Raw genomic sequence first — 22,067 nt, 5'->3', positions numbered from 1 at the left:
ATGACACCAAACGCTGCCGTTTATTTAGATAATGCTGCTACCACCCGACTTGATCCTGAAGTGCTTGAGGCCATGATGCCCCTAATGACAGAGCATTTTGGCAATCCGTCGTCTATTCATAGCCACGGACGTACCGTACGGACGGCTATCGAAAAAGCGCGTAAAACAGTAGCATCTTTATTGAACACATCGCCTGCCGAAATTTTCTTTACATCAGGTGGTACCGAAGCCGATAACACGGCCATTCGGAGCAGTATCGAAACCTATAGTCTGAAACACGCCATCACCTCGCCCCTGGAGCACCATGCCGTTTTGCATACGTTGCAGCATCTGGCCGAACAGGGAACGATTCAGCTTAGTCTGGTCAATATCGACGCCAAAGGACATATCGATCTGGATCATCTGGAAGAACTACTCCGGACGAACAGCCGCTCGCTGGTGTCGCTGATGCATGGCAACAACGAGATCGGCAACCTGTTAAATCTGAATCGGGTAGGGGAGTTGTGTCGGCAATACGACGCTATTTTTCATTCCGATACGGTACAGACCATGGGCCACTTCCGGCATGATCTTCAACAATTACCTGTCGATTTCATCGTTGGAGCCGGTCATAAATTTCACGGCCCTAAAGGGGTTGGGTTTCTGTATGTAAACGCCGACCGGGTCAAAATTCATCCGTTTGTGTACGGGGGAGCGCAGGAGCGCAATATGCGAGGTGGTACAGAGAACGTCTATGGGATTGTAGGTCTGGCCAAAGCGCTGGAGATTGCCTATCGAGATATGGATGCACATAAGCAATATATTACGGCCTTGAAAAGCCGAATGATTGAGCGGTTGCGTGCCCAAATGCCCGATGTTCTGTTTAATGGTGATTCGGACGATGTCGACAATAGTTTGTATACCGTGCTGAACGTTAGTTTACCGGCATCAGACATCAGCGATATGCTTTTGTTTAGTCTGGATATTGCCCGCATTTCCGCGTCAGGTGGATCTGCCTGTTCGAGTGGTTCCAATGTCGGATCGCATGTGCTGGCGGCTTTACCCGGCCTGGACCCTGATCGCGGCTACGTCCGATTTTCGTTCGGCAAGTACAATACTACCGACGAGATTGATTATGCTGTCGATACGCTGGTAGGGCTGTACCAGAAAGAATTGGTAAAATAAACGGTTACCCATAGTTCTGCTGCCATTCCTTTTTAAGCTTCTTGTAGTCGGGGTCTTCGCGGGCTTCCAGGTATTTACCATAAAAAATACGGGCCGATTCCGCTTTTACGGGATCTTCGTCGCGTGGGAGTTGCGCCCGTCCATGCGCCCCCGATCGACCTTTTTGCTCAGTCGGTACAGGGCCATCGTATTTCTGGCCACTGGCATGGTTCGCGTAACGCCTGGATCGGGTATAGCCCATCTGTAGAAACTTACGGGCCATGTCCATACCGATGAAGTCGCCTTTTTGCTTGTAGTCCAGAAAAAGCTGATAGATTTTCTCCGACGACTCACGGGCGATGTCGGGGGTTTTAAATTTCCAGAAGGGTAATATTTCGTCTTTGTAAGGTTTGACCAGTAAAACTCCCTGTTCACCTTTACCGACACGGTACAGCTCGGGGTGCTCCCGCATATTCAGCGTTCGGTAATCAAGATCGTAGTTGAAAGCGCGATTCGTTGCGGCCATTGTCTTGTTTGCCTGTTATTAGGTATATAACAGCAAGCAAGGCGATATGGCTATTGTCGGATCAGGCGCGGATCAAATTGATAAGGCCGTTTATCCAGAATAACTACTTCTGATGCGCGAGGATGGATTGGATTGATCAGGATGTTGTATTCACCTGCTACAACAGCTGAAGGGAATTTAAGTAATAAAAAGCGATTGTCTGAAATCCAGGTTTGGGTTATCGATTTGATGGCATCGGGTGGTGTTAATCCGTTCCAGCCATCGTAGCGACAGCTTTTTTGGACAAACCTCGCCGACTCAATTCGATCAGATCAAAAATGGATTGAATAGGAGGAGCGTTTTTAGGGCCAAAATACTGATTGATGGTCGTCATACTTATAGAGTGTAGCGTCAATTGTCGCAAATATAACGACAGTTGTCACTAGCTTGTTCACTTCCCCGAAAAAATTGGCTTTCCCTTCGGCGTTCGTTTAATCAGCCGGTAATCAGCCCATTGAATTAGGCCGAAACCTACCAAAATCAACAGCATAGAGAGGCCAAACCGTGAAAATGTATTTGCTAATTCACTCAAGGCATTGTCAGGAGCCATCGTTAATAGGCCAATTGCGATACCTACGCCAACTAATACCCCCAAGCTATACAGAACAAATGCACGTCGCTCGGTACGAGCTAACTCCTGCTTCTGAATCAGCCGCGTAGTAGTAATCGCAAACGAATAGCTGAGAGCCGTTTGTGGAGGTTCGCTGCTCAATTCCTCGAACAGCCATTGGTAGAGCCTGAACTCTCTGTCATCCGTATGAATGGGTGTAGAGTTATCATGATTTCGGAACTGTGCGTCGAGAAGTTCCTGAAGTTGCTGGTCGTTTAATTGATTCATCGGTTTTGTTCGCGTGTTTGGTGCAATTCTAAAGCGGTCTTTAATAGTTTTCGTGCCCGAAACAGGTAGTTTTTAACTGTACCTTCGGGTAAGGCCGTAACCTGTCCAATCTCTTCATACGAGAGTTCATCCAGATGATACAGCGTCAGAATGGTTCGGTATTGTACTGGCAGTTTGTCGATTTGCTGTTGTAAAAAGGTTCGCCAGTCATGGTGTAGCAACAATTCTTCCGGCGTCGGTACGTCTGAATTCAGGTCTAGTTCCATTACCTGATCTGTTGCTATTGTAACGGTTTCTTTTCGATACTTCTTCAAATAATTGATACCCGTTCGGTAAGCGATGGTGGCAATCCAGGTTGATAGTTTAGCATCGAATTGATAGCTGGGCAGGTGCTGATACACTTTGATGAACACTTCCTGACAGATATCTTCTACATCGGCCGGTTGCCGAACAATGCGTCGAATCATGTGCAGCACGAGACGCTGATACCGCTCGACCAATGTTTGATAGGCCCGAACGTTACCCTGCAAAATTTGCTGTACTAATGCCTGTTCGTCATTCATCGGCCTATGAGACAACGACGTTTCGGGAAAGGTTGCAGTTTCAAAAATTTTCTCCGCTCCTGCAACATTTCGAAATCCGACCCTGTCACATAGGCAAACATGACCAACAAGCCAATGGAAAAGGAATATGGTTTACAGGCCGCTTATGTCATCCTGTCGATGGCAATAGGCCTTTACCTGACAATGCGCCCACTCACTACCTATCTGTTACGTCGTAGACTGCTCGAATTGGGCCAGTGGACCGAACAGAGGCATAAACAAATGGAACAGGAACGCGACGCGCCCTTCGAAAGCCTTAAATGGGGCTTGATTTTACTCTGTTCGGGTATCGGGCTGATTATCGTTCATTTTCTGCCGGTTCCGTCCGAATCCAGCTTGAACTATGGCGTCATTATGGTGTCGTCGGCATTTGGCTTTCTGATTTATTATCGAATCGTAACCACAAAAAAATGAACTAATGCAGACGATGACATACACGACCAATACGTCAATAGAGCAGCGCATTTGGGGAATAGCTATGATTGTAGCCCCTTTATTATATCTGATATCGACGTTCTACTGGCAGAATGGCGAATATACGATCACAGGTGGTACGCTTATGGTAGTGGCAACGGTTTTCTGGATACCAGCCCTGGCAGGGCTATTTGCGAAACTAAAAAGTACAATGCCCAATTATGCCAGTTGGGGTTGGTTGATTGCTTTATGTGGCGTTATCAGTGGTAATAACTTTGGTATGCGGGGCATTTACGCCCAGGTATTTGGAATTCCGAAAGAAACGTTGTTACACGAAGCAGCAATTCATTCCGTGAGTTTCAACATCACTATGTTTATGTCGGGGCCGTTGTTTCCGCTCAGTTTACTGGTGTTGGGTATTCAGCTCATGCGAAAAAAGGCGGTTCCCTACTGGGTTGGTTTTTTGCTGTGCGCAGGAGCCGTGGCGTTTCCGGTAAGTCGGATTGCGCGGATCGAGTGGATCGCTCACGTAGCCGATTTTCTCCTTTTTATCCCGATTGCGTACCTGGGCTGGCCATTGCTTACTAGAAATCAGGGAGCCAGCCAGGTCATTTTGGATTCGGGTTCGTACTGAAAACGGGCGCGTAGTTGGCCTTCAGGACTTAAGTACAGGTATTCCATCGCCAGTGTCCGGCATTCGATAACCGCAAAATTTTTCCGCGCCGACTGGTTCGCTTCCTTCGATAGTATTTTGTCCGACACATCATCGGGATAGCCCGGATAAGGAGCCGATAATTCTGTACCCGGAATATGCTCCGAAAAGTAAAGCTTCCGCTCGCGTTCGGTAGCCGACTCCCAATGCTCATCGGCTATATAGTCGTCCGTATGCAGGCGGGTTTCTACCGTAAGGCGGAGTTGAACATGGCGCTGTTTATCCCAGAAAAGTAGCGTGGCTGTCGGAAATGCTTCGAGTTGAAGCACCTTCTCGGTCCGGGCGTCGGTATGGAACCACACGTACTTGTGCGACGTATCGACCCGACGCAAGACAACAATCCGGGCATCGGCTCCCCGATGCGTACAGGTCGCAACGGTCATGAGTTTGAATCCGTCCTGTTCGTGATTCGCACCAGAGGCAAGCTGATGCCAGCAGGCATTCTCCAAATCGGAAAGGTTGTTCGACGTAATAGGTTGTATAGTTTGGCTGGCGTCAGAAACTTGACTCATAGAATAACAGGGCGATTAATTCGGCGTTCTGAGAAGGCTGTTTGTCTGGGCGAATCGATATCCTTAAAATCGAAAGAAATCAGGAAATCTGCTCGCATTGAGGTAACCTGAGCATCAATTTATTTGTTTACCTGATACGGACATTTAATAAGCGCTTAATTGGATCGATTCAGTGCTTGCGGAACTTTACGGCCGTTTCTGATAAACCCAAAAAACTAATGTGTTACCATAAATCGCTGATTGTAAAAGGCCCCGAACTTGAAGAGCGGTACGAAGCTAATTTGCCCGAGGCTTCTGCGTTTCAGCCGGTCTATCACGCCAATGCATACCAGTTTCCGGCCTGGCCTATCCTGACTCACCAGCAGCCCGACCAGTTTCAATATATGCGTTGGGGCCTGGTACCGCATTGGACTAAAACGTCGGATAATGCGGATGAAATACGCACACGAACGCTGAATGCCCGCTGCGAAACGATTTATGATAAACCTTCCTTTCGGTCGGCGGCCCAATCTGAAAAACGATGCCTGATTCCTGTAACAGGGTTTTATGAATGGCATACGATCGGTAGTAAGAAATTTCCCTTTTACATCAACTCGACAGCGCAAGCGATTGTCTCTATCGCTGGCCTTTGGGACGAATGGGCCGACCCCGAAACGGGTGAACTAATCCGCACGTACACCCTGCTTACGACCGAGGCCAACCCCTTGCTGGCGGCTATCCATAATTCGAAAAAACGAATGCCGTGTCTGTTATCAGAAAAAGACGAAAAAATCTGGCTACAGGATGATTTGACCGAACGGGATGCGCTGGCGTTACTAAACAAACAATATCCAGTCAGTAAACTCCATAGTTACAGTATCAGCAAACGGATTACCTCCCGTTCAGAACCGAGCGATGTACCGGAAGTACTACAAGCCAGTACCTATTCAGAACTGAAAAACCATCCCGAACTGTTTGCTGCCTAAACGGGGTATTTGCCAAATGCGTAACGCATTGGTGAAAATTAGATTTTTTCAGGAAATTTGCGGCCAATTTTGGCCAATCGGACTGCCTTTTAGGCCAGTTTTGACAGAAAGCTTACCATAAACTCATCTACTTTATTCTTACTCGCATACAACCTGTCTATGAAAAACGTATTACGTTCTCTTTTTGTAAGTGCTGTTCTGCTGACGACTGCGGTCGGAGTCAGGGCACAATTCCCGGCTATGCCTGGCAGTGGGCAACCACAACGCCCAGCCGCCATTCCGGGCACATCGAGCGATACCTCGCCACGGGGGAATGCCAAACTTACGGGGGTAGTGACTGATTCGACCAGTGGAAAACCAGTCGAATTTGCCAGTATTGCTCTGATTGATTCAAAAACTAAAAAGACTATCGACGGTACTGTGGCCGACGATAAGGGGAAATTCACGCTGAATAAACTGCCGGAGGGGGACTTTCAACTGCTGATTTCGTTTGTCGGTTACCGTAATAAAACGATCTCCAGTGTCAAACTAAATCGCAAAGGCGATGTCGATCTGGGAGCCGTAAAATTATCGGCTGATGTACGAACGCTGAAAGAAGTGGAAGTAGTTGGGCAGGCATCGCTGGTTGAAGAAAAGGTGGATCGGCTGGTATACAACGCTGACAAAGACATTACGGCGAAGGGGGGCGATGCAACGGATGTGATGCGGAAAGTACCTTTGCTATCGGTCGATCTGGACGGTAATGTGAGCCTACGGGGTAGTAGCAACGTACGGGTATTGATCAACAACAAACCGAGTACGATTGTCGCCAGTAGTGTGGCCGATGCACTGAAGCAGATTCCGGCTGACATGATCAAGACTGTTGAAGTGATTACCTCACCATCGGCTAAATATGATGCCGAAGGGTCGGCGGGTATTATCAACATCATCACCAAGAAGAATACACTTCAGGGGTTTACGCTCAATCTGGATACGGGTGCTGGTAACCGGGGAGCCAACCTGGGGCTGAATGGAAATTTGCGGACGGGTAAAATGGGGTTCAGCCTGAGTGGTTTCGGCCGGGCCAATTACAACGTGGTCGGAAGTTTTGCGAACGCTCAGAAAACGTTTGGCAGTAACGGAACAACGACAACTGAGCAATCGGCCGACACACGCAACCACGGCTTGTTTGGCCAGTATACATTGGGCTGGGATTACGACATCAGCAAAAACAGCGCGATCACAGCCAGCCTACGCTACGGAGCCCGTAATAACTATGTCAATCAGGATAACTTTATCACCCGCACGGTTTCGCCAACGTCCTATTTTCCCGTTGTATCGGACAGAAATGTGTTGACCAAAGATCTGTCAGGTACGGTCGATGCCAACATTGATTACACACGTACATTCAAGCCGCAGCAGGAACTCAGCTTTTCGACCCAATACAGCCGGAACAACCGCAACAACGATTTTACGGCTGATATTATGAGTTCACCAGATTTTTCTACGATCGCATCTCGGTTGCAAAACCTGAATAATAGTTACAATCAGGAGAGTACGGTGCAGGGTGATTATCAAACGCCTATCGGGAAGAATCAATTGATCGAGTTTGGGGGTAAGGGAATTTTTCGGCAGGTTGAAAGCGCCTATAGCTATAATGTGGCTACGGGATCGGGCGCTTTTGTTGCCGATCCAACTCGCACGGCGAATACGTTAAATTATGATCAGACCATTGGGGCTGGCTATGTATCGTATACATTGACTACCAAAAATAAGTACACGATCAAAGCTGGTACACGTTACGAACATACAACGATCAATGCCAACTACAGCCAGAGTCAGACGGGGGATCAGAACGTGAAAGCCGGGCAGGATTTAGGAATACCGAGCTATAATAATTTTGTTCCCAGTGTCAATATCTCGAAAAGTCTGAAAGGAGGGAAAACAATTAAACTAGCCTATAACCGACGGTTGCAGCGGCCAGGTATTCAGTTCCTAAACCCAAACGTGAATACGTCGAACCCAACCAACATTACCAAAGGAAATCCGTACCTCTCGCCCGAATTGACCGACAATTTTGAACTAAGCGGTAGTGCCTACGTAAAAAGTGTTTACCTGAACGTGGCGCTGTTTGCCCGTCAGACCAATAACTCGATCACCAGCGTTCGGGATACGATTACAACGGGACTAGGGCAGGTAACCAATCCTACACTCTCGCAGGCGATTCAGACCACGTACCTGAACATTGGGCGTGAGTCAGCTTACGGAACCAATGTTTTCGGCAATGCTACGCTATTCTCGAAATGGCAGATTGGGGGTGGGGTCGATGTGTATTATGCTTACCTGACCAACAACAACTCTTTGCCAGCCTATAACGCGACGAACTCGGGTTGGGTAGTTACGGGCCGTTTCTTTACGAACGTAACCCTGAAAAATGGCTGGGGCATGCAGGGTTTTGGGTTTATCCGGGGTAAGCAGATCCAGTTGCAGGGCTATCAGGGCGGGTTTGCCTTCTATAGTCTTGGGGTGAAGAAAGATCTGAAAGATAAGCGGGGAAGTTTTGGTATTGCCGCAGAAAATTTCTTCAACATGCCGTTTACGATTCGGTCTGAATCCTCCTCGCCCCTGTTTGCGCAGAGCAGCAGCACAAGTCTGTATAACGCGGGCATTCGGGCCAATTTCAGTTATAAGTTTGGTAAGTTAAGTTTCGATCAGCCGCAGCGTAAGCGAGGCCGCTCAGTCGATAATGACGACCTGAAAGCAGGCGAAGGTGGTGATGGTGGTCAACAGCAGCAGCAACAACCCGCTCAAGGTGGAAACCGGGGCGGTGGACGGCCCAGATAAACGGGTAAATTGATACTAGTACGGGGCAGAGGGCTAATTAAAAATTATCCCTCTGCCCCGTACTAGTATCAATTTACCCGTTTCCTACAACATGGCTGCGCCAAAAACACCGGCGCTATCGCCTAGTTTGGGTTTCAGGAAGTGGGTGTTCAGATCGCCACTATTGAACACGTATTTACGGGCGCGTTCTACGCCTTGCGTATACAGTAAATCGACGTTCCCTACGCCACCACCGATAACAATGACATCGGGGTCAATGATGTTAACAATGACCGATATGGCCCGGCCAAAGTATTCCAGTAAGCGGTTAATAGTTTGGCTGGCTACCAGGTCATTGCCTTGCTGGTATCGCTCCATGATTTCCTGCATGGTGCGCTGCTCACCACTGATTTGCTGATAATAATGCTGGAGAGCAGGGCCAGAAATTACCTGTTCCACACAGCCACGCTTGCCACAATAACAAGGATAACCTTTTTCTTCCAGCGTGTTATGGCCCCATTCACCCCCCAGTCCCTGAAAACCGTTGAGCACAAACGGGCGGCCGTAGGGCTTATTATGTTTGCTGCGAACCACTATGCCTCCGCCAACTCCTGTGCCCATAATCACACCAAACACACTCTGATAATCGGGAACTACCTCGGGGACAATGCCCATCGTAGCTTCGGCCAAAGCCAGACAGTTGGCATCATTAGCAATTTCGATCGGTAGGCCAAGCAGGCGAGCCAAATCCTGCTTCATGGGTTTCCCATTCAGGGAGGTAGTATTACAGTTCTTCATGGCCTGACGCGACGGGTCGAAGGTTCCGGGCGTAGAGAAGCCAATCCGTTCAGGTTTTAATCCGGTTTCGGCTTTGAGCATGTCGATCAGGGAACCAACCTGACTTAAAATATGCTCGTAACCATGCTGTGCTTCGGTATCAATGCGCTTTCGGATAAGGACTGCATCAGGCGAAGGTCCTGAAAGAACTACGCCTTCAATTTTAGTTCCGCCAAGGTCAATGCCCCAGTATGATTTCATAGAAGGGTTTCGGTTAAGGTTGTTGAGCCTTATGTTTAGAAAGCCACTAAGTACGAAGTAAAGTCGCTTTGCCGCAATTAAATAATAATTATAATCTTCTTCTCACACTCAGGAAGTTGGTAGCTAATATGTTATCCAGCGGTCAGACAAACTTTGTTTTTAGTGTGTATTGAGCCTATTTTAACCCGACTCTACATCAGGAGTTTGGTTGCTGAACATAAATCTTTCATAAGTCATCATTCTTATATGGCCTGGTACCATAACTTTTTTCACGGCCTCCCTCAGGAAGCCTGGAAGGCGGCACAAACCGAAGAGCAAACCCAGTTTGATCTAGAACTATTGGTCGATACGTTGGAGTTTGGTCCTGGCGATCAATTACTGGATATATTTTGTGGCTATGGTCGCCACGCATTGCCGCTTGCCCGGATGGGTGCGCATATTACAGGCATCGATATTTCGCCCGAGTATGTAACCGAAATCCAATCGTTGGCTAAGGCAGAGAAACTACCCATCACTACAGTCGCTGATGATTTTTTGACGATACCAGCGAGCAAGTTGGGTAATGGAAATACATTTGATGCAGCCTATTGTCTGGGTAATAGTTTTAGCTTCTTTTCTCAGGCTGATATGCTGACTTTTCTAACCCGAATAGCCAATTTATTAAAACCAGGCGGTCGGTTCTTAGCTCATTCTGAGATGATTGCAGAATCGGTGTTGCCTGACTACCAGGCTCGCAACTGGTTACCCATTGAGACGGCAGATGGCGAATCCATCCTGTTTATGGTTGAGAATGACTATGTGCCACTGGAGGGTCGGATTGATTCGCATCTGACGTATGTTAAGGGGGGGATTGTACAAACCCGACTGGCGCAGCATTACGTCTATACGTTAGCCCAACTGCGACATCTGTTTACGGAAGCAGGCCTGCAAATTATAGATTGTTACGGAACGGTTACAGGTGATCCCTTTGCGCTTGGGGATGAAGCAGTGTGGATACTGGCAGAAAAGTAAATAGCTGAGATTCGAAGATTGGGTTTTATTTCATATAAGTTACTATGAATTGTGGGTGGTAAACTCGGTAACGGTCCATCGGAAGTAGGAAAATTGCTGTATTTTTTAAGAAATTATACATTAATGTTAGAAAGTTTCGACATTAATCTGTAGTTTTCAGTCAATTAACACCGTTAACTGAGATTACTTTTACTAACCTGCTTTTATGGAAATAATTGAGCGTAAGCCGCGTAACCGTGAGCAGACCCGCTCCGGCATTTTAAAAACGGCTAAAGCTATCGCCCGTAGGGAAGGGTGGCAGGCTGTTTCGATTCGTAAGATCGCCGATGCCATTGAGTATAGTGCCCCCATTGTCTATGAGTACTTCGACAGCAAAGATGTGCTGTTGGATGAAATCCGAAACGAAGGTTTCCGCCACTTATATCAGGAGTATGACCGCATCCTGACCCTTTACCGGGACCCCGAAAAACGTCTGTTCGAAATATCGCTTGTGCAGTGGGAATTTGCCCGTCAGCAGCCTGAAATCTATCAGGTCATGTACAATTTAGATGGTGCGTTGTGTTCGCTGCCTGTTCATCAGTCCGAAGCGATGCAGGCTGTTAGTCGTATTGTATGCAAAACGATCTTCTCGTTTATTCCGAAAGCGGAGGAAAGTATCAGACGGCTCTATTTTCAGTGGTGGTCGGTTTCGCACGGGATGATTACCCTAGCGATGCTCCTGAAAAATGAACAGCCTATTGAGCAGTCGGAACAGGTCTATCGCGAAACCATGCGCCGGTTTGTACGTGATTTACGGTAAGTAAACGGTGGCGCTGTTGTGCGGGGGCACTGAACGGTGGCTGACCAATTTCCTGGATTCGTATAGCGAGTTTCTACCCGCGTGAGCGTATTATGCACATTGCTATAGTGGGTGCCACAGGTATGTTGGGACAGCCTGTCACCCGTGAACTGATTCGGGCCGGTTTTGCCGTCCGCCTGATTGCCCGTGATGTGGCCAAAACCAAGGCAATGTTCCCGAACGTTGACGTCGTTTCTGCCAATTTGCGTAATGTTGATGCGCTACATAATGCGTTGGCGGGCATAGATACTGTTTATTTGAACCTATCCATCAGGCAGGACGAAAAACAATCCGATTTTCATACCGAAGCCGAAGGACTGCAAAACCTGATTCGGGCTGCTCAATCAACAGGCATTAAACGGATTGGGTACCTCTCGTCGATTATCATTCGCTATCAGGGGATGAATGGTTTTCGATGGTGGGTCTTTGACGTGAAGCAGGCGGCCATAGAACTAATTAAGGCATCCGGCATTTCCTACAGTATTTTCTATCCGTCCTGCTTTATGGACTCTCTGAACGGAACCCAGCGGGCCGGGCGGTTTATTTTGCTCGTTGGACGTTCGGGGGTTAAGCCTATGTACATAGCCGCCAGCGATTATGGCAGGCAAGTAGCCAGGGCGTTTCAGATGGGGCAGGACAAACGAAATCAGGAGTATGTGATTCAGGGGCCGGAAGCGATCACACAACACGAAGCGGCTGAACGCTTTATAAAAGCATATAAAAAAGAAAAGTTAAGTCTGTTGACAACACCTCCGATTTTAATGAAGTTAGGCCGTCTTTTCTCCGCACAAGCAGATTATGGCTATTCTATTACCGACGCGCTGAATAACTACCCCGAAGTGTTTGAATCGCAAAAAACCTGGGATGACTTGGGTAAGCCGACCACAACAATCGAGCAATTTGCGGGTAGTTTATAATCGTATTTTAGGTCTACTGGGTTGAACCTCACATTCGTACTGTGTGAATTCTGAAACTTGACCCAGTAGGCCTAAAACGCTACGAAGCGCTTCCCGCCCGACGTTTTTCCTCTTCAGCACCACCCGTCCGTCGGCGCGATGGAGTTACCGTATCACTGCCGAAGCGGTACGAAAACGAAATGGTCGCCACGCGCGTGTCCTGACGTTGGTTGAGTTGTTCAATGTAGTTGTTATAGGTCGACGTTGCGCGTAAAGGGCTGGTGTAGAAAATGTCGGTCATATTCAGTTTCAGCACTCCTTTCTTCGCCCACATTGACTTTTGCAGACCTACATTAAGCTGCCCCTGCGGACGAATGTCGAAGAAGCCATACAACTGATGCGATTGATAGAAGCCCCCCAGGTCGGCAGTCCAACCTTTTCCGAGCGTCAATATATTGGCTACATTGATACTGTAGGCAGGTAAACCCGTATTGAGCGAAGTGCCCGCCAGATCACCTATGAATCGGTTATAGTACGCCACAATATTGTTATCCATCGTCCACCAGCTTGTGGGTTGCATAGGAACCGTCAACGTGAGGCCGTAGTAATCCGAACGGGTTAAATTCTGGAAGGTCGACACCACCTGGCGATTGCCTTCGGGGGCTGGTTGAACCACGCTGATAATGGGTTGGTCGGTACGGCTATAACTGAACGACGTAATGAATTTCTGCTTAAATGTATGCGTCAGTTCAATGTTGTAGCTTGATTGAGGATACAGCGACGGATTACCCGAAAAGTACGTTGTGGCATCAATATAGGCCCGGAATGGATTGAGTTGATTGTAAGTCGGACGGTCGATTCGACGGCTGAGCGATATACCTAAATCGTGACTTTTCGATAGGGTCTGTTTGATGAATACGCTGGGGAATAGCTGGAAGTAACGCCGTTCAAAACCATCGTTTCCAACAAGTTGTAGCCCCTTTGCATTGGTTTGCTCACCTCGTAGACCCGCCTGAATCGAGGTTTTTTTGATGGTGCGGCTAACATTAATGTAAGCCGCATTGATGTTTTCTTCGTAACGGAACTGATTACTCTTGCCTGTGTCTATTACGGTTTTTCCTTCGCTGGTATTTGTAAACAGCACGTTATTGTCAGAGCGAACCCAACTCATTTTCACACCTGCTTCCAGACGCATCTTGTTTTTCAACGTATGAACGTAATCAACTTTTACCGAACTAATATCCAGGTTACCATTCAGATTGCCATCCAGGATCGTTGCGGGTCGTACAGGAACCGAAAAAGTTGTGGCCAGATTTTGCAGGCGGTGCGTTTCGTAATGGGCGTAATCCGCGTCGGCCGTTAACTCACGACGACCTGTTGAGTCGAAACTATGTTTGAGGTTCATGTTGACCGCCGTGTTGGGTGTGGATAGGTTCCGGCGATTGGCTGACTGATAGCTGGATTGTAAGGCACCCCGTTCATCATAGGTTTGGGTAACGTTCGGAATATGGGCCTCCGCGTTCATAACTAAACCATTCACAACAACGCCCATCAGCGTTCGTTTCGATAGCGTATAATCCAGTCCTGCCCGGTAGGTTTCGGATATGTACCGGGTTTTGCCAACGTTATCCTGATCACTGCTTCCGGCAAACAGACTGTTCAGATAAAAATCGCGGTGGACTGTCAGACGAGTATATACATTTCGGTCATTGTGGTTGAAACTGCCGAACAGATTCACTTTTTTGTGGCGATGATTCAGCGAAATGCCACTCGTGAGCTTGCCATACTGACCGTACCCATAACTGGCATTCACGCTCCCATTGGTTCCCTGCCGACTATCTTTTTTGAGTTTAATGGAAATAATGCCAGCGCTGCCAGCCGCGTCGTATTTGGCAGGTGGATTCGTGATGAGTTCAATTTTGTCCACCGAATTTGCTGGAAGTCCCCGCAGCATTTCAGCGAGTTCGGTGCCAGTCATCGGTACACGTTTGCCATCAATCAGTACCAGCACCCCCTGTTTGCCTCGTAAAGCCAGATTATCGTTCTGATCGACGGTGACACCGGGCGAACGGCTGAGAACTTCGAGGGAGGTGGCTCCTGCACTTAGTGGACTCCCATCGACATTAACCACGATCCGGTCGGTTTCTCGTTCAAAAAGGGGCTTACGGGCTTGAACGGTTACTTCTTTGAGCTGGGTTTTGCTACTGGGTTTCAGTAGGATAGGAGCAAGCAATTTGTCGTCGGAGGCAATAGCAAAGGGAGCCGTTTGTACCCGCTCGAAACCAACCTGCGAGGCCGATACAAAGTAATTTCCGGCGGGCAGATGATCGAAATGAAAGTTGCCCGATGCATCGCTGAATTCGGTTTTAACAACGGTCGAATCAGAAGCCCGGTGTAAGGCTACCGTAGCAAATTCGACCGTTGAGCCTGCTGGATCGCGAACGATACCGCTGAGCACAGGATCTTTTTTCGCAAAGGCGAAGCTGCTACCCGCGAATAGAATGAGAAGAAGTAAACAAATACGTAAACGAAACGCCATGATGGAGACTGTTTAGGTTGTTGAGATAATCTAGTTTTGTGAAAAGACCGGAAAACGATTTCTCAACAAGGCAATACTCCATAAACGGACTAAAACGGGTATTAATGGTGAAGGTTTTTTGCACAATTGCCCGTCCACAAGGTATATGCTGAACGGGCAATTGGCAGTTGATCGTGGCGGATTAATGCAACGGTAGGCTTTTTACTTTACCCCCCGCCACATCGTCGACACTGTGCTGAATGATAAAAGCATTGGGGTCGATTTCCAGTGCAATTGATCGTAATCGGCTAATTTCCAGGCGAGTTACAACGGTATACAACACGCTGTCGGTATGTTGGTGGCTACCATGTTTACCGTATCCACCCTGGCCTTTCAGGATCGTAAGCCCCCAGCCTTTATCAATGATTCGCAATCGAATGGCTTCATGCTGTTTGGAGATAATCAATATAGCCGTGTATTCTTCAATACCATGAATGACAAAGTCAACGGTTTTGGAAGCAGCAAAATAGGTGATCATTGAATACAGGGCAGGGCTTACCCCTAAAAAGAAAGCGGCTGCGCCGAATATGAGTATATTAAGTACCAGAATAACATCGCTAACTTTCAGTACAGGGCTACCCCGGCTGATGAGGAGGGCTGCTATCTCTGTCCCATCCAGCACGGCGCCACCACGGATGGTCAGACCAATACCGGCCCCAATAAAGAATCCCCCAAAAACAGCGGTCAGAAGAAGATCAGGGGTGACGTCGGGAAAAGGAATAACCGCCAGGCTTATCGATAGCCCGGCAATGGCCAGCGTACTTCTGAATGCGAACTGACGACCAAACTGCCGATAACCTAGTCCGATGAAGGGAAGGTTAATTAACAGCAGCCAAATAGGTAGGGGAACCTTGAACAGCGTAGCCAGAAGCATCGAAATACCAGTAACTCCTCCGTCGATAAAATGGCTTGATGTAAGAAAACCTTTGATGCCCAATCCAGCACTAAGTACTCCGGCAATAATGAAAATATAATCTTTTATCAGTCGAAAAGAAGTCGATTGTTGAGTCATAGAAGGTGTAGTAAGTGGCGTTGGGAAAGCAGTAATATACTGAATTCATCCACTAATACAACCCATCAATAGAGAGATACCGTTCCCCGGTATCGTAACAAAACGTCAAAATACGACTTCCTACAGGAATAGCGGGTAACTTTTTAGCGATGGCAGCCAGCGATGCACCCGAAGATATGCCGACAAAAATTCCCTCTTCCCTGGCCGACCGACGAGCCATTTCAAAAGCGTCGTCTTTGCTTACCTGAATGGTACCATCCAGTAGATCGGTATGCAGATTTTGTGGAATAAATCCGGCGCCAATGCCCTGAATAGGATGGGGGCCAGGAGCTCCCCCGCTAATGACAGGCGACAGTTCAGGTTCAACAGCATAGACTTTCATCGCCGGAAATTTCTGTTTCAAAACCTCACTTACGCCTGTTAAATGGCCACCCGTACCCACCCCTGTAATCAGCACATCGAACCCTGCCGGAAAATCGGTCAGGATTTCCTGGGCTGTCGTGCGTACATGGATATCAATATTGGCTGGATTCTCAAATTGTTGGGGCATCCAGGCACCGGGGGTTGACGCTACCAGATCATGAGCCCGCTCAATAGCCCCACGCATTCCTTTTTCGCGGGGAGTCAGATCAAATTCGGCCCCGTAGGCTGCCATAATTTTCCGACGTTCGATACTCATTGATTCGGGCATGACCAGAATGATTTTGTAGCCTTTCACCGCAGCTACCATAGCCAGGCCAATGCCTGTATTCCCGGATGTCGGTTCAATAATAGTGCTACCGCTTCGGAGCATCCCCTGGGCTTCGGCGTCCTCGATCATGGCAAGGGCAATCCGATCCTTTATGCTGGCTCCCGGATTAGCTCGTTCGAGCTTCGTCCAGACTTCATAACCTGGAAATAGCCGGTTTAACCGAACGTGAGGAGTTTGACCAATGGTATCGAGGATGGTAGTCGCTTTCATAGACAGTTAAATGACAAAATTGATCGGTTCAACAGTCTCCAGTGACTTTAAACGAACCTCTGTTTGATGTTGGTGAAATACGAGCGAATGGGGTTCTACACTGCTGGTTAGCCAAACGTTGCCTCCAATGACCGAATCGTGCCCCACTACGGTATGACCGCCCAATATGGTAGCATTGGCATAAATCACCACGTTATTTTGAATAGTTGGGTGTCGCTTTTTCTGCGCCATATTTTTGGCCACATACGTTGCGCCGAGCGTAACCCCCTGGTAGATTTTGACGTTATTACCAATCACCGTTGTTTCGCCGATAACGACCCCCGTACCATGATCGATAAAAAATGACCGACCAATCCGAGCGCCGGGGTGAATATCGATACCCGTTTGTCCATGTGCGTACTCCGTCAACATGCGAGGTAGCAGAGGAACGTTTTGATTCATTAGTTCATGGGCAATTCGGTAGACGGCAATCGCATAAAAACCCGGATAAACTGCAACCACTTCTTCAACCCCAATTGACGCAGGATCATTGTCGGCTATGGAGTGAGCATCGAGCAACAGGTCGTCATAAATCGCAGGTAACCGGTCGAAAAACTGGTCGGTAATCGCTTCGGGGCTGGCCGATAAATTCTTTTCAAGTGGGCACAATAGCTTGATAAGCTGCTCATGTAACGCCTGATAGGTTTCTTCGACGTGCTGCGAAACGGACTTGCAATCCTGTGTAACGGGAAATAACAGCCGCATTAACTGGTCGATAAATCGACCGGCGTCGGGTCGTGAAGGGAGTTTGTAGCGATACTGAGAGCGTTGGGCCTGTAAATGATCGAGAAACGTATTGGTCGCCGTGGTCATGGGGGTTGTCTTTAGCTGTAAAACCATTCGGAAGTAGTAGACGTTCGATTCAGAACGAGTAAAATTAGCGTATCGTATTCAGCATCCAGTTTATGGTTTGTATCAATCCTTTGCTGTGGAAAGTAGGGCATAATAAAGCCTGGTTCCAGCAATGTCAAATACAAGTGGTCTTCATCTGAAAAGTAGAAACAACACCCCATACTGTGGAAAGACTACACAATCTATTCTTTCGACAGATGCACGGAAAGCCAGCCAATAGCCGCCAACTACCTGCTTTTGTACAAAATACGGGCCGAAAAATCAAAAGGCTGAGCTTGGAACCTTTTTTGTAAGTCAAATTTTGACGACAAATACTGTGAACACTAATGATAAGTAAAGCAATCATCGCGTTAATGATCTCACTGGTAGCTACCTCGGGGGTTGCCTGGCTGATTTCGTCAGCCTGCGAACCTGCACAGGCAGAAAATGCCGTAGAGGTAGTTACCAATCAGATCGTACCAGCCGTGTCTGCTAATCCGCTTTCTGTAAAAAAAGCTTTATCCGCTAAAGTCGTTAACGCATACCCAAAACTCACCTTCGAGTCGCCAGTCGAATTTACCCATGCCAACGATGGGACGAATAGGGTGTTTGTTTTGGAGCAGGACGGCCGCATCCGTATTTTTAACAACGACTCCGAGGCAACCTCCGCTGAGACCTATCTCGATATTCGTAAGAAAGTGGCCTCTGGTGGCGAAATGGGTTTATTGGGCCTAGCTTTTCATCCGAAGTTTAAGGAAAACGGGTATTTCTTTGTCAACTATACAAAGAATAATCCACGCGAAACCATTGTTAGCCGTTTCAAAGCCTCATCGGCTAATTCCTCAACGGTAGATCCTGGTTCCGAAGAGATTCTCTTTCGGTTCGAACAACCCTATTCGAACCATAATGGAGGAAAAGTGCTGTTCGGCCCTGATGGCTACTTGTATGTTTCTACGGGTGATGGCGGCAGTGGGGGTGATCCGCAGAATAATGCCCAGAATCGAAGTAGCTGGCTGGGGAAAATCCTGCGTGTCGATGTCAACAGCACCGAAAAAGGGCATTATGGCATCCCGGCAGATAATCCATTTAAAGGCAATACGAGTGGTTATCGGGAAGAGATTTACGCCTACGGCCTGCGGAATCCCTGGCGCATCAGCTTCGACAGTCAGGGACGTTTGTGGGCAGGTGATGTGGGCCAAAATACGTTTGAGGAAATAGATCTTGTAACCAAAGGAGGGAACTATGGCTGGCGGATCAAAGAAGCTGGGAGCGACTTCAAATCCAACGGCAATACAGTTGATGCTGCCGGGCTGATCCCACCTATCTATCAGTATGGGCGCGATAAAGGTGATGTCTCAATCACGGGGGGCTATGTATATCGGGGCCAGTCGAATCCAGCCTTAAAGGGGAAATATATTTATGCCGATTACGCAAGTGGTCGAGTATGGGCTTTGACGATGAACGGTAACAAAGCCAGCGATAATCAGGAACTGATAAACAGAGCAGGTTCTATTTCGGCTTTTGGCGAAGACCAAAAAGCCGAACTCTACCTCTGTGATCATAGTGCTGGTAAAATTCTGAAACTGGTTTCGAATTGACAGTTAGAATATCATTGACAACCTCATAAAGCAGAAACGCCTTCGAGCAATTACTCGAGGGCGTTTCTATGAGAAGCCAGGTCCATTTGGTTTCGGATGGCTGTTATGGGGGTGAATAATTCAATTAATTGCGCTTGCTCATTTCATCGCGAATCTTAGCTGCTCGTTCATACTCTTCGTTGCCGAGCGCTTCTTCGAGCATCCGCTGTAATTCTTCTGAGGAGGCATTTTTCAACTGATCGCCAAACGACCGGGTTGTGGGGCGATTCGATGAACGGACCAGCTCTTCCTGCTCTTCCTCTTCATCGTTGCCACTGGCGGTAATGCCCGCTTCTGATAAGATTGACTCGTTGGTATAAATGGGTACATCGAAGCGAATCCCGATGGCAATAGCATCAGATGGACGGGCGTCAATAACTGATTCGCGTACGCCATCGAAGCAAACGATTTTCGCAAAGAAAATTCCTTCGCGTAAATCGGAAATAACGATCTCACGAACCGTAAACTTGAATTGTTCGGCAAACTGCTTGAACAAATCATGTGTCATGGGGCGGTTCGGAACGATCTTTTCAATTTCAATAGCAATGGCCTGTGCCTCGAACATGCCAATGATTATGGGCAACCGCCGATTGCCATATTCTTCACCTAGTACCAGTGCAAACGAGCCCGATTGCGACTGACTGGGCGAGAGTCCTAATATTTCCAGCTTAATCTTATCCACGGCGTAAATTTAACAAATTTTAGTCGTCAGTTATCAGTCCATAGTCGTCAGTAATTAATAAAATAATCATTACTGATGACTATGGACTGATAACCGCTCCGGATTCCGGTTACGACTACAGCGCCTGCACGGCCTTCGTAAGGCGGGGAAGGATGTCGAATACATCGCCGACAATCCCGTAATCTGCCGATTTGAAGAACGGGGCATCTGGGTCTTTGTTGATAACAACAATTACCTTCGAGGAGTTTACGCCCGCCAGATGTTGTATAGCACCGGATATACCACAGGCGATATACAGATTCGGGCTGATCTTAAGGCCGGTCTGCCCTACGTGCTCCGAATGTGGGCGCCAGTCCAGATCCGAAACGGGTTTCGAACAGGCCGTGGCAGCATGGAGAGCCTTGGCCAGATCTTCAACAATGCCCCAGTTTTCAGGGCCTTTCAATCCACGGCCCGCCGAAACGACCAGATCAGCTTCGGGCAGCAGTATATCGCCCGACGATTTATCGGTGCTTTTCACCGAAATAGAAAAATCGGCATCATTCAACGTCGGCGAGAAGGCTTTAACCGCTGCTGATGCTTCCGTTTCTTCAGGTGTGATGGTATTTTTTTTGATCGCCAAAATTTTAACGTCAGCTTTCAGATCATTATAGGCGAACGCTTTCCCAGTGTAGATGCTGCTTTTTACCCGAAAACCGTTCGACAGCTCAGGAAGCTCAACGACATTGGCGGCTAATCCGGCTTTCAGCTTGCCTGCCAGCCGGGCTGTCATGGCATCGCCCAGCGACGATTTTGCCAAAACGATAACCTTACTGCCTTCCTGTTGGGCTGCCTGAGCAACGACTGTTGCGTAGGCCATACCATTGGGTTCTGTCAGTTTAGCATCACTGGCGTGCAGAACATTCGTAGCGCCAAAGCGACCGGCTGAAGCCAGTTCGTCGTCGCTAGCCTGACCAATGACAATAGCCGTGGCCGACGTGCCCAGCATCTGAGCTACTTTGGCCCCGTAAAAGATAGCCTCCTGGGCGGATTTCTTAATCTTACCTTCGTCTAATTCAGCAAATATGAGGACTGACATAATTTTTTAGGAATGAAAAATGAGTAATGTGCAATGAATAATGGCATAAGCTCCTGCTTTCATTATACATTCTGCATTTAAATTACTTTGGCTTCCGTGTGCAGCAGTTGGATGAGCTTTTCGGCCTCGTCGGCAGGAATCATCTTAACGGCTCCGCGAGGGGCAGGAAGTTCGTAGCTGGCAACCGTGGTGAGCTTGTCAGTGCCTGCAGGCTCAACAACTTTGAGGGGCTTGGTACGAGCAGTCATAATGCCCCGCATGTTCGGGATTTTCCATTCAGCAATGGGTTCCTGACAACCGAGTACAAGAGGCAGTTTAGCTTCCAGACTTTCTTTGCCCCCTTCAATCTCACGTGTGATTTTAGCAGTATCTCCGTCAATATCAAGCAGCATTACGGGCGATATGGAAGGGATGCCCAGCATTTCACCCACAATGCCATGCACCTGACCACCATTGAAATCGATCGATTCGCGACCCATCAGAATCAGGTCGTAATTGGCTTCTTTAGCGATGGCAGCAATTTGTTCGGATACGAAGTACGCATCGGTTGGCTCGGCATTGACCCGGATGGCATCATCAGCACCGATAGCCAGGCATTTACGGATAACGGGTTCGGCATCAGCTTCCCCTACGTTCAGAACCGTAATTGTAGCACCGGTTTTCTCTTTCAGTTCAACCGCCCGCGCCAATGCATAATCATCGTAAGGGCCCGTGATAAACGTGACGCCTGCCTTATTTAATTTCGTGTTGTTATCAGTGAAGGCAATCTTGGTAGTGGTGTCGGGGACACTCGTCACACACACTAGTATTTTCATGCTTTCTGGGGTTTTAAGAGTGAATCGTCGGTTATTGTTAGCCGTCAGGGGCTTGTTTACTGCTACTGACGGGCAATCATGACTACTTTTACGGCTCA

Annotated in this window: 23 protein-coding genes; 9 read left to right on the top strand and 14 right to left on the bottom strand. The window is 48.0% G+C overall.

The window, feature by feature from the left end; genetic code table 11:
• On the top strand, positions 1–1,164 hold the full coding sequence (locus B5M13_RS18725) for a cysteine desulfurase family protein (protein WP_080057113.1): 1,164 nt from the start codon (positions 1–3) through the stop codon (positions 1,162–1,164).
• A 4-nt stretch (positions 1,165–1,168) separates the two neighbouring features.
• Here the strand turns inward: B5M13_RS18725 and B5M13_RS18720 are convergent, their stop codons facing one another.
• Genes B5M13_RS18720 through B5M13_RS18710 form a run of 5 tightly spaced genes read right to left on the bottom strand, consistent with a single transcriptional unit; the run spans position 1,169 to position 3,109 of the window.
• Positions 1,169–1,669: a DUF4385 domain-containing protein gene (locus tag B5M13_RS18720; protein WP_080057112.1), complete on the bottom strand. Its 501-nt coding sequence runs from the start codon at positions 1,667–1,669 to the stop codon at positions 1,169–1,171.
• A 50-nt stretch (positions 1,670–1,719) separates the two neighbouring features.
• The gene (locus B5M13_RS34655; RefSeq protein WP_394334319.1) at positions 1,720–1,875 is read right to left on the bottom strand and encodes an RES family NAD+ phosphorylase; all 156 of its coding nucleotides are present in this window, start codon (positions 1,873–1,875) and stop codon (positions 1,720–1,722) included.
• 38 nt (positions 1,876–1,913) lie between these two features.
• The gene (locus B5M13_RS34450; protein ID WP_262508048.1) at positions 1,914–2,042 is read right to left on the bottom strand and encodes a hypothetical protein; all 129 of its coding nucleotides are present in this window, start codon (positions 2,040–2,042) and stop codon (positions 1,914–1,916) included.
• A 57-nt stretch (positions 2,043–2,099) separates the two neighbouring features.
• Entirely contained in the window at positions 2,100–2,546 is a 447-nt protein-coding gene (locus tag B5M13_RS18715; protein ID WP_080057111.1) for a hypothetical protein, read from the bottom strand.
• Positions 2,543–3,109: an RNA polymerase sigma factor gene (locus B5M13_RS18710; RefSeq protein ID WP_080057110.1), complete on the bottom strand. Its 567-nt coding sequence runs from the start codon at positions 3,107–3,109 to the stop codon at positions 2,543–2,545. The genes B5M13_RS18715 and B5M13_RS18710 overlap by 4 nt, the downstream gene beginning before the upstream one ends.
• A gap of 114 nt (positions 3,110–3,223) precedes the next feature.
• Between B5M13_RS18710 and B5M13_RS18705 the strand changes: the two genes are divergently transcribed.
• Together B5M13_RS18705 and B5M13_RS18700 are read left to right on the top strand one after the other, a co-directional pair.
• Positions 3,224–3,562, top strand: a complete 339-nt coding sequence (locus B5M13_RS18705; RefSeq protein ID WP_080057109.1) for a DUF6249 domain-containing protein — start codon at positions 3,224–3,226, stop codon at positions 3,560–3,562.
• 4 nt (positions 3,563–3,566) lie between these two features.
• Positions 3,567–4,196, top strand: coding sequence for a hypothetical protein (locus tag B5M13_RS18700; protein ID WP_080057108.1), 630 nt, complete (start codon positions 3,567–3,569; stop codon positions 4,194–4,196).
• Here B5M13_RS18700 and B5M13_RS18695 read toward each other — a convergent pair.
• A complete protein-coding gene (locus B5M13_RS18695; RefSeq protein ID WP_080057107.1) occupies positions 4,154–4,786 on the bottom strand; it encodes a pyridoxamine 5'-phosphate oxidase family protein in 633 nt (210 codons plus the stop codon). The genes B5M13_RS18700 and B5M13_RS18695 overlap by 43 nt on opposite strands.
• Before the next feature lie 218 nt (positions 4,787–5,004).
• Between B5M13_RS18695 and B5M13_RS18690 the strand changes: the two genes are divergently transcribed.
• Both B5M13_RS18690 and B5M13_RS18685 read left to right on the top strand, forming a co-directional pair.
• Positions 5,005–5,751, top strand: coding sequence for an SOS response-associated peptidase (locus B5M13_RS18690; protein WP_080057106.1), 747 nt, complete (start codon positions 5,005–5,007; stop codon positions 5,749–5,751).
• A gap of 159 nt (positions 5,752–5,910) precedes the next feature.
• The gene (locus B5M13_RS18685) at positions 5,911–8,574 is read left to right on the top strand and encodes a TonB-dependent receptor domain-containing protein (protein ID WP_245859386.1); all 2,664 of its coding nucleotides are present in this window, start codon (positions 5,911–5,913) and stop codon (positions 8,572–8,574) included.
• Positions 8,575–8,658: 84 nt separating this feature from the next.
• Here B5M13_RS18685 and B5M13_RS18680 read toward each other — a convergent pair whose 3' ends face one another.
• Complete coding sequence (locus tag B5M13_RS18680) at positions 8,659–9,591, bottom strand: ROK family protein (protein WP_080057105.1); 933 nt, start codon at positions 9,589–9,591, stop codon at positions 8,659–8,661.
• A 246-nt stretch (positions 9,592–9,837) separates the two neighbouring features.
• Here B5M13_RS18680 and B5M13_RS18675 point away from each other — a divergent pair, with 246 nt between their 5' ends.
• The 3 genes from B5M13_RS18675 (at position 9,838) to B5M13_RS18665 (ending at position 12,357) form a co-directional block, all read left to right on the top strand.
• Positions 9,838–10,602 carry an SAM-dependent methyltransferase gene (locus B5M13_RS18675; protein WP_080057104.1) on the top strand — a complete coding sequence of 255 codons (765 nt, stop codon included), beginning with the start codon at positions 9,838–9,840 and terminating at the stop codon, positions 10,600–10,602.
• Positions 10,603–10,807: 205 nt separating this feature from the next.
• Positions 10,808–11,401 carry a TetR/AcrR family transcriptional regulator gene (locus B5M13_RS18670; protein ID WP_080057103.1) on the top strand — a complete coding sequence of 198 codons (594 nt, stop codon included), beginning with the start codon at positions 10,808–10,810 and terminating at the stop codon, positions 11,399–11,401.
• A 92-nt stretch (positions 11,402–11,493) separates the two neighbouring features.
• Complete coding sequence (locus B5M13_RS18665) at positions 11,494–12,357, top strand: SDR family oxidoreductase (RefSeq protein ID WP_080057102.1); 864 nt, start codon at positions 11,494–11,496, stop codon at positions 12,355–12,357.
• Positions 12,358–12,436: 79 nt separating this feature from the next.
• Here the strand turns inward: B5M13_RS18665 and B5M13_RS18660 are convergent, their stop codons facing one another.
• The 4 genes from B5M13_RS18660 to B5M13_RS18645 all read right to left on the bottom strand — a co-directional run bounded on the left by B5M13_RS18660 (position 12,437) and on the right by B5M13_RS18645 (position 17,739).
• Positions 12,437–14,875: an outer membrane beta-barrel family protein gene (locus B5M13_RS18660; RefSeq protein WP_080057101.1), complete on the bottom strand. Its 2,439-nt coding sequence runs from the start codon at positions 14,873–14,875 to the stop codon at positions 12,437–12,439.
• Between the two features lie 181 nt (positions 14,876–15,056).
• On the bottom strand, positions 15,057–15,926 hold the full coding sequence (locus tag B5M13_RS18655) for a YitT family protein (protein WP_080057100.1): 870 nt from the start codon (positions 15,924–15,926) through the stop codon (positions 15,057–15,059).
• A gap of 52 nt (positions 15,927–15,978) precedes the next feature.
• Entirely contained in the window at positions 15,979–16,887 is a 909-nt protein-coding gene (cysK, locus tag B5M13_RS18650; RefSeq protein ID WP_080057099.1) for a cysteine synthase A, read from the bottom strand.
• A gap of 6 nt (positions 16,888–16,893) precedes the next feature.
• Positions 16,894–17,739, bottom strand: a complete 846-nt coding sequence (locus B5M13_RS18645; protein ID WP_080059985.1) for a serine O-acetyltransferase — start codon at positions 17,737–17,739, stop codon at positions 16,894–16,896.
• Positions 17,740–18,104: 365 nt separating this feature from the next.
• On the opposite strand from B5M13_RS18645, the gene B5M13_RS18640 reads away from it, so the two are divergent.
• Entirely contained in the window at positions 18,105–19,355 is a 1,251-nt protein-coding gene (locus B5M13_RS18640) for a PQQ-dependent sugar dehydrogenase (protein WP_170061150.1), read from the top strand.
• 124 nt (positions 19,356–19,479) lie between these two features.
• Here the strand turns inward: B5M13_RS18640 and B5M13_RS18635 are convergent, their stop codons facing one another.
• The 3 genes from B5M13_RS18635 to B5M13_RS18625 all read right to left on the bottom strand — a co-directional run bounded on the left by B5M13_RS18635 (position 19,480) and on the right by B5M13_RS18625 (position 21,969).
• Positions 19,480–20,076, bottom strand: coding sequence for a bifunctional nuclease family protein (locus tag B5M13_RS18635; RefSeq protein ID WP_080057097.1), 597 nt, complete (start codon positions 20,074–20,076; stop codon positions 19,480–19,482).
• Between the two features lie 115 nt (positions 20,077–20,191).
• Positions 20,192–21,154: an electron transfer flavoprotein subunit alpha/FixB family protein gene (locus tag B5M13_RS18630; protein WP_080057096.1), complete on the bottom strand. Its 963-nt coding sequence runs from the start codon at positions 21,152–21,154 to the stop codon at positions 20,192–20,194.
• A 77-nt stretch (positions 21,155–21,231) separates the two neighbouring features.
• Positions 21,232–21,969, bottom strand: a complete 738-nt coding sequence (locus tag B5M13_RS18625; RefSeq protein ID WP_080057095.1) for an electron transfer flavoprotein subunit beta/FixA family protein — start codon at positions 21,967–21,969, stop codon at positions 21,232–21,234.
• Between the last annotated feature and the right edge of the window lie 98 nt (positions 21,970–22,067).

The sequence above is a fragment of the Spirosoma aerolatum genome (assembly GCF_002056795.1).
GTDB classification, from domain to species: domain Bacteria; phylum Bacteroidota; class Bacteroidia; order Cytophagales; family Spirosomataceae; genus Spirosoma; species Spirosoma aerolatum.
The sequence above is the reverse complement of the archived record's forward strand: the minus strand, read 5'-3'. Positions and strand labels throughout refer to the sequence as shown.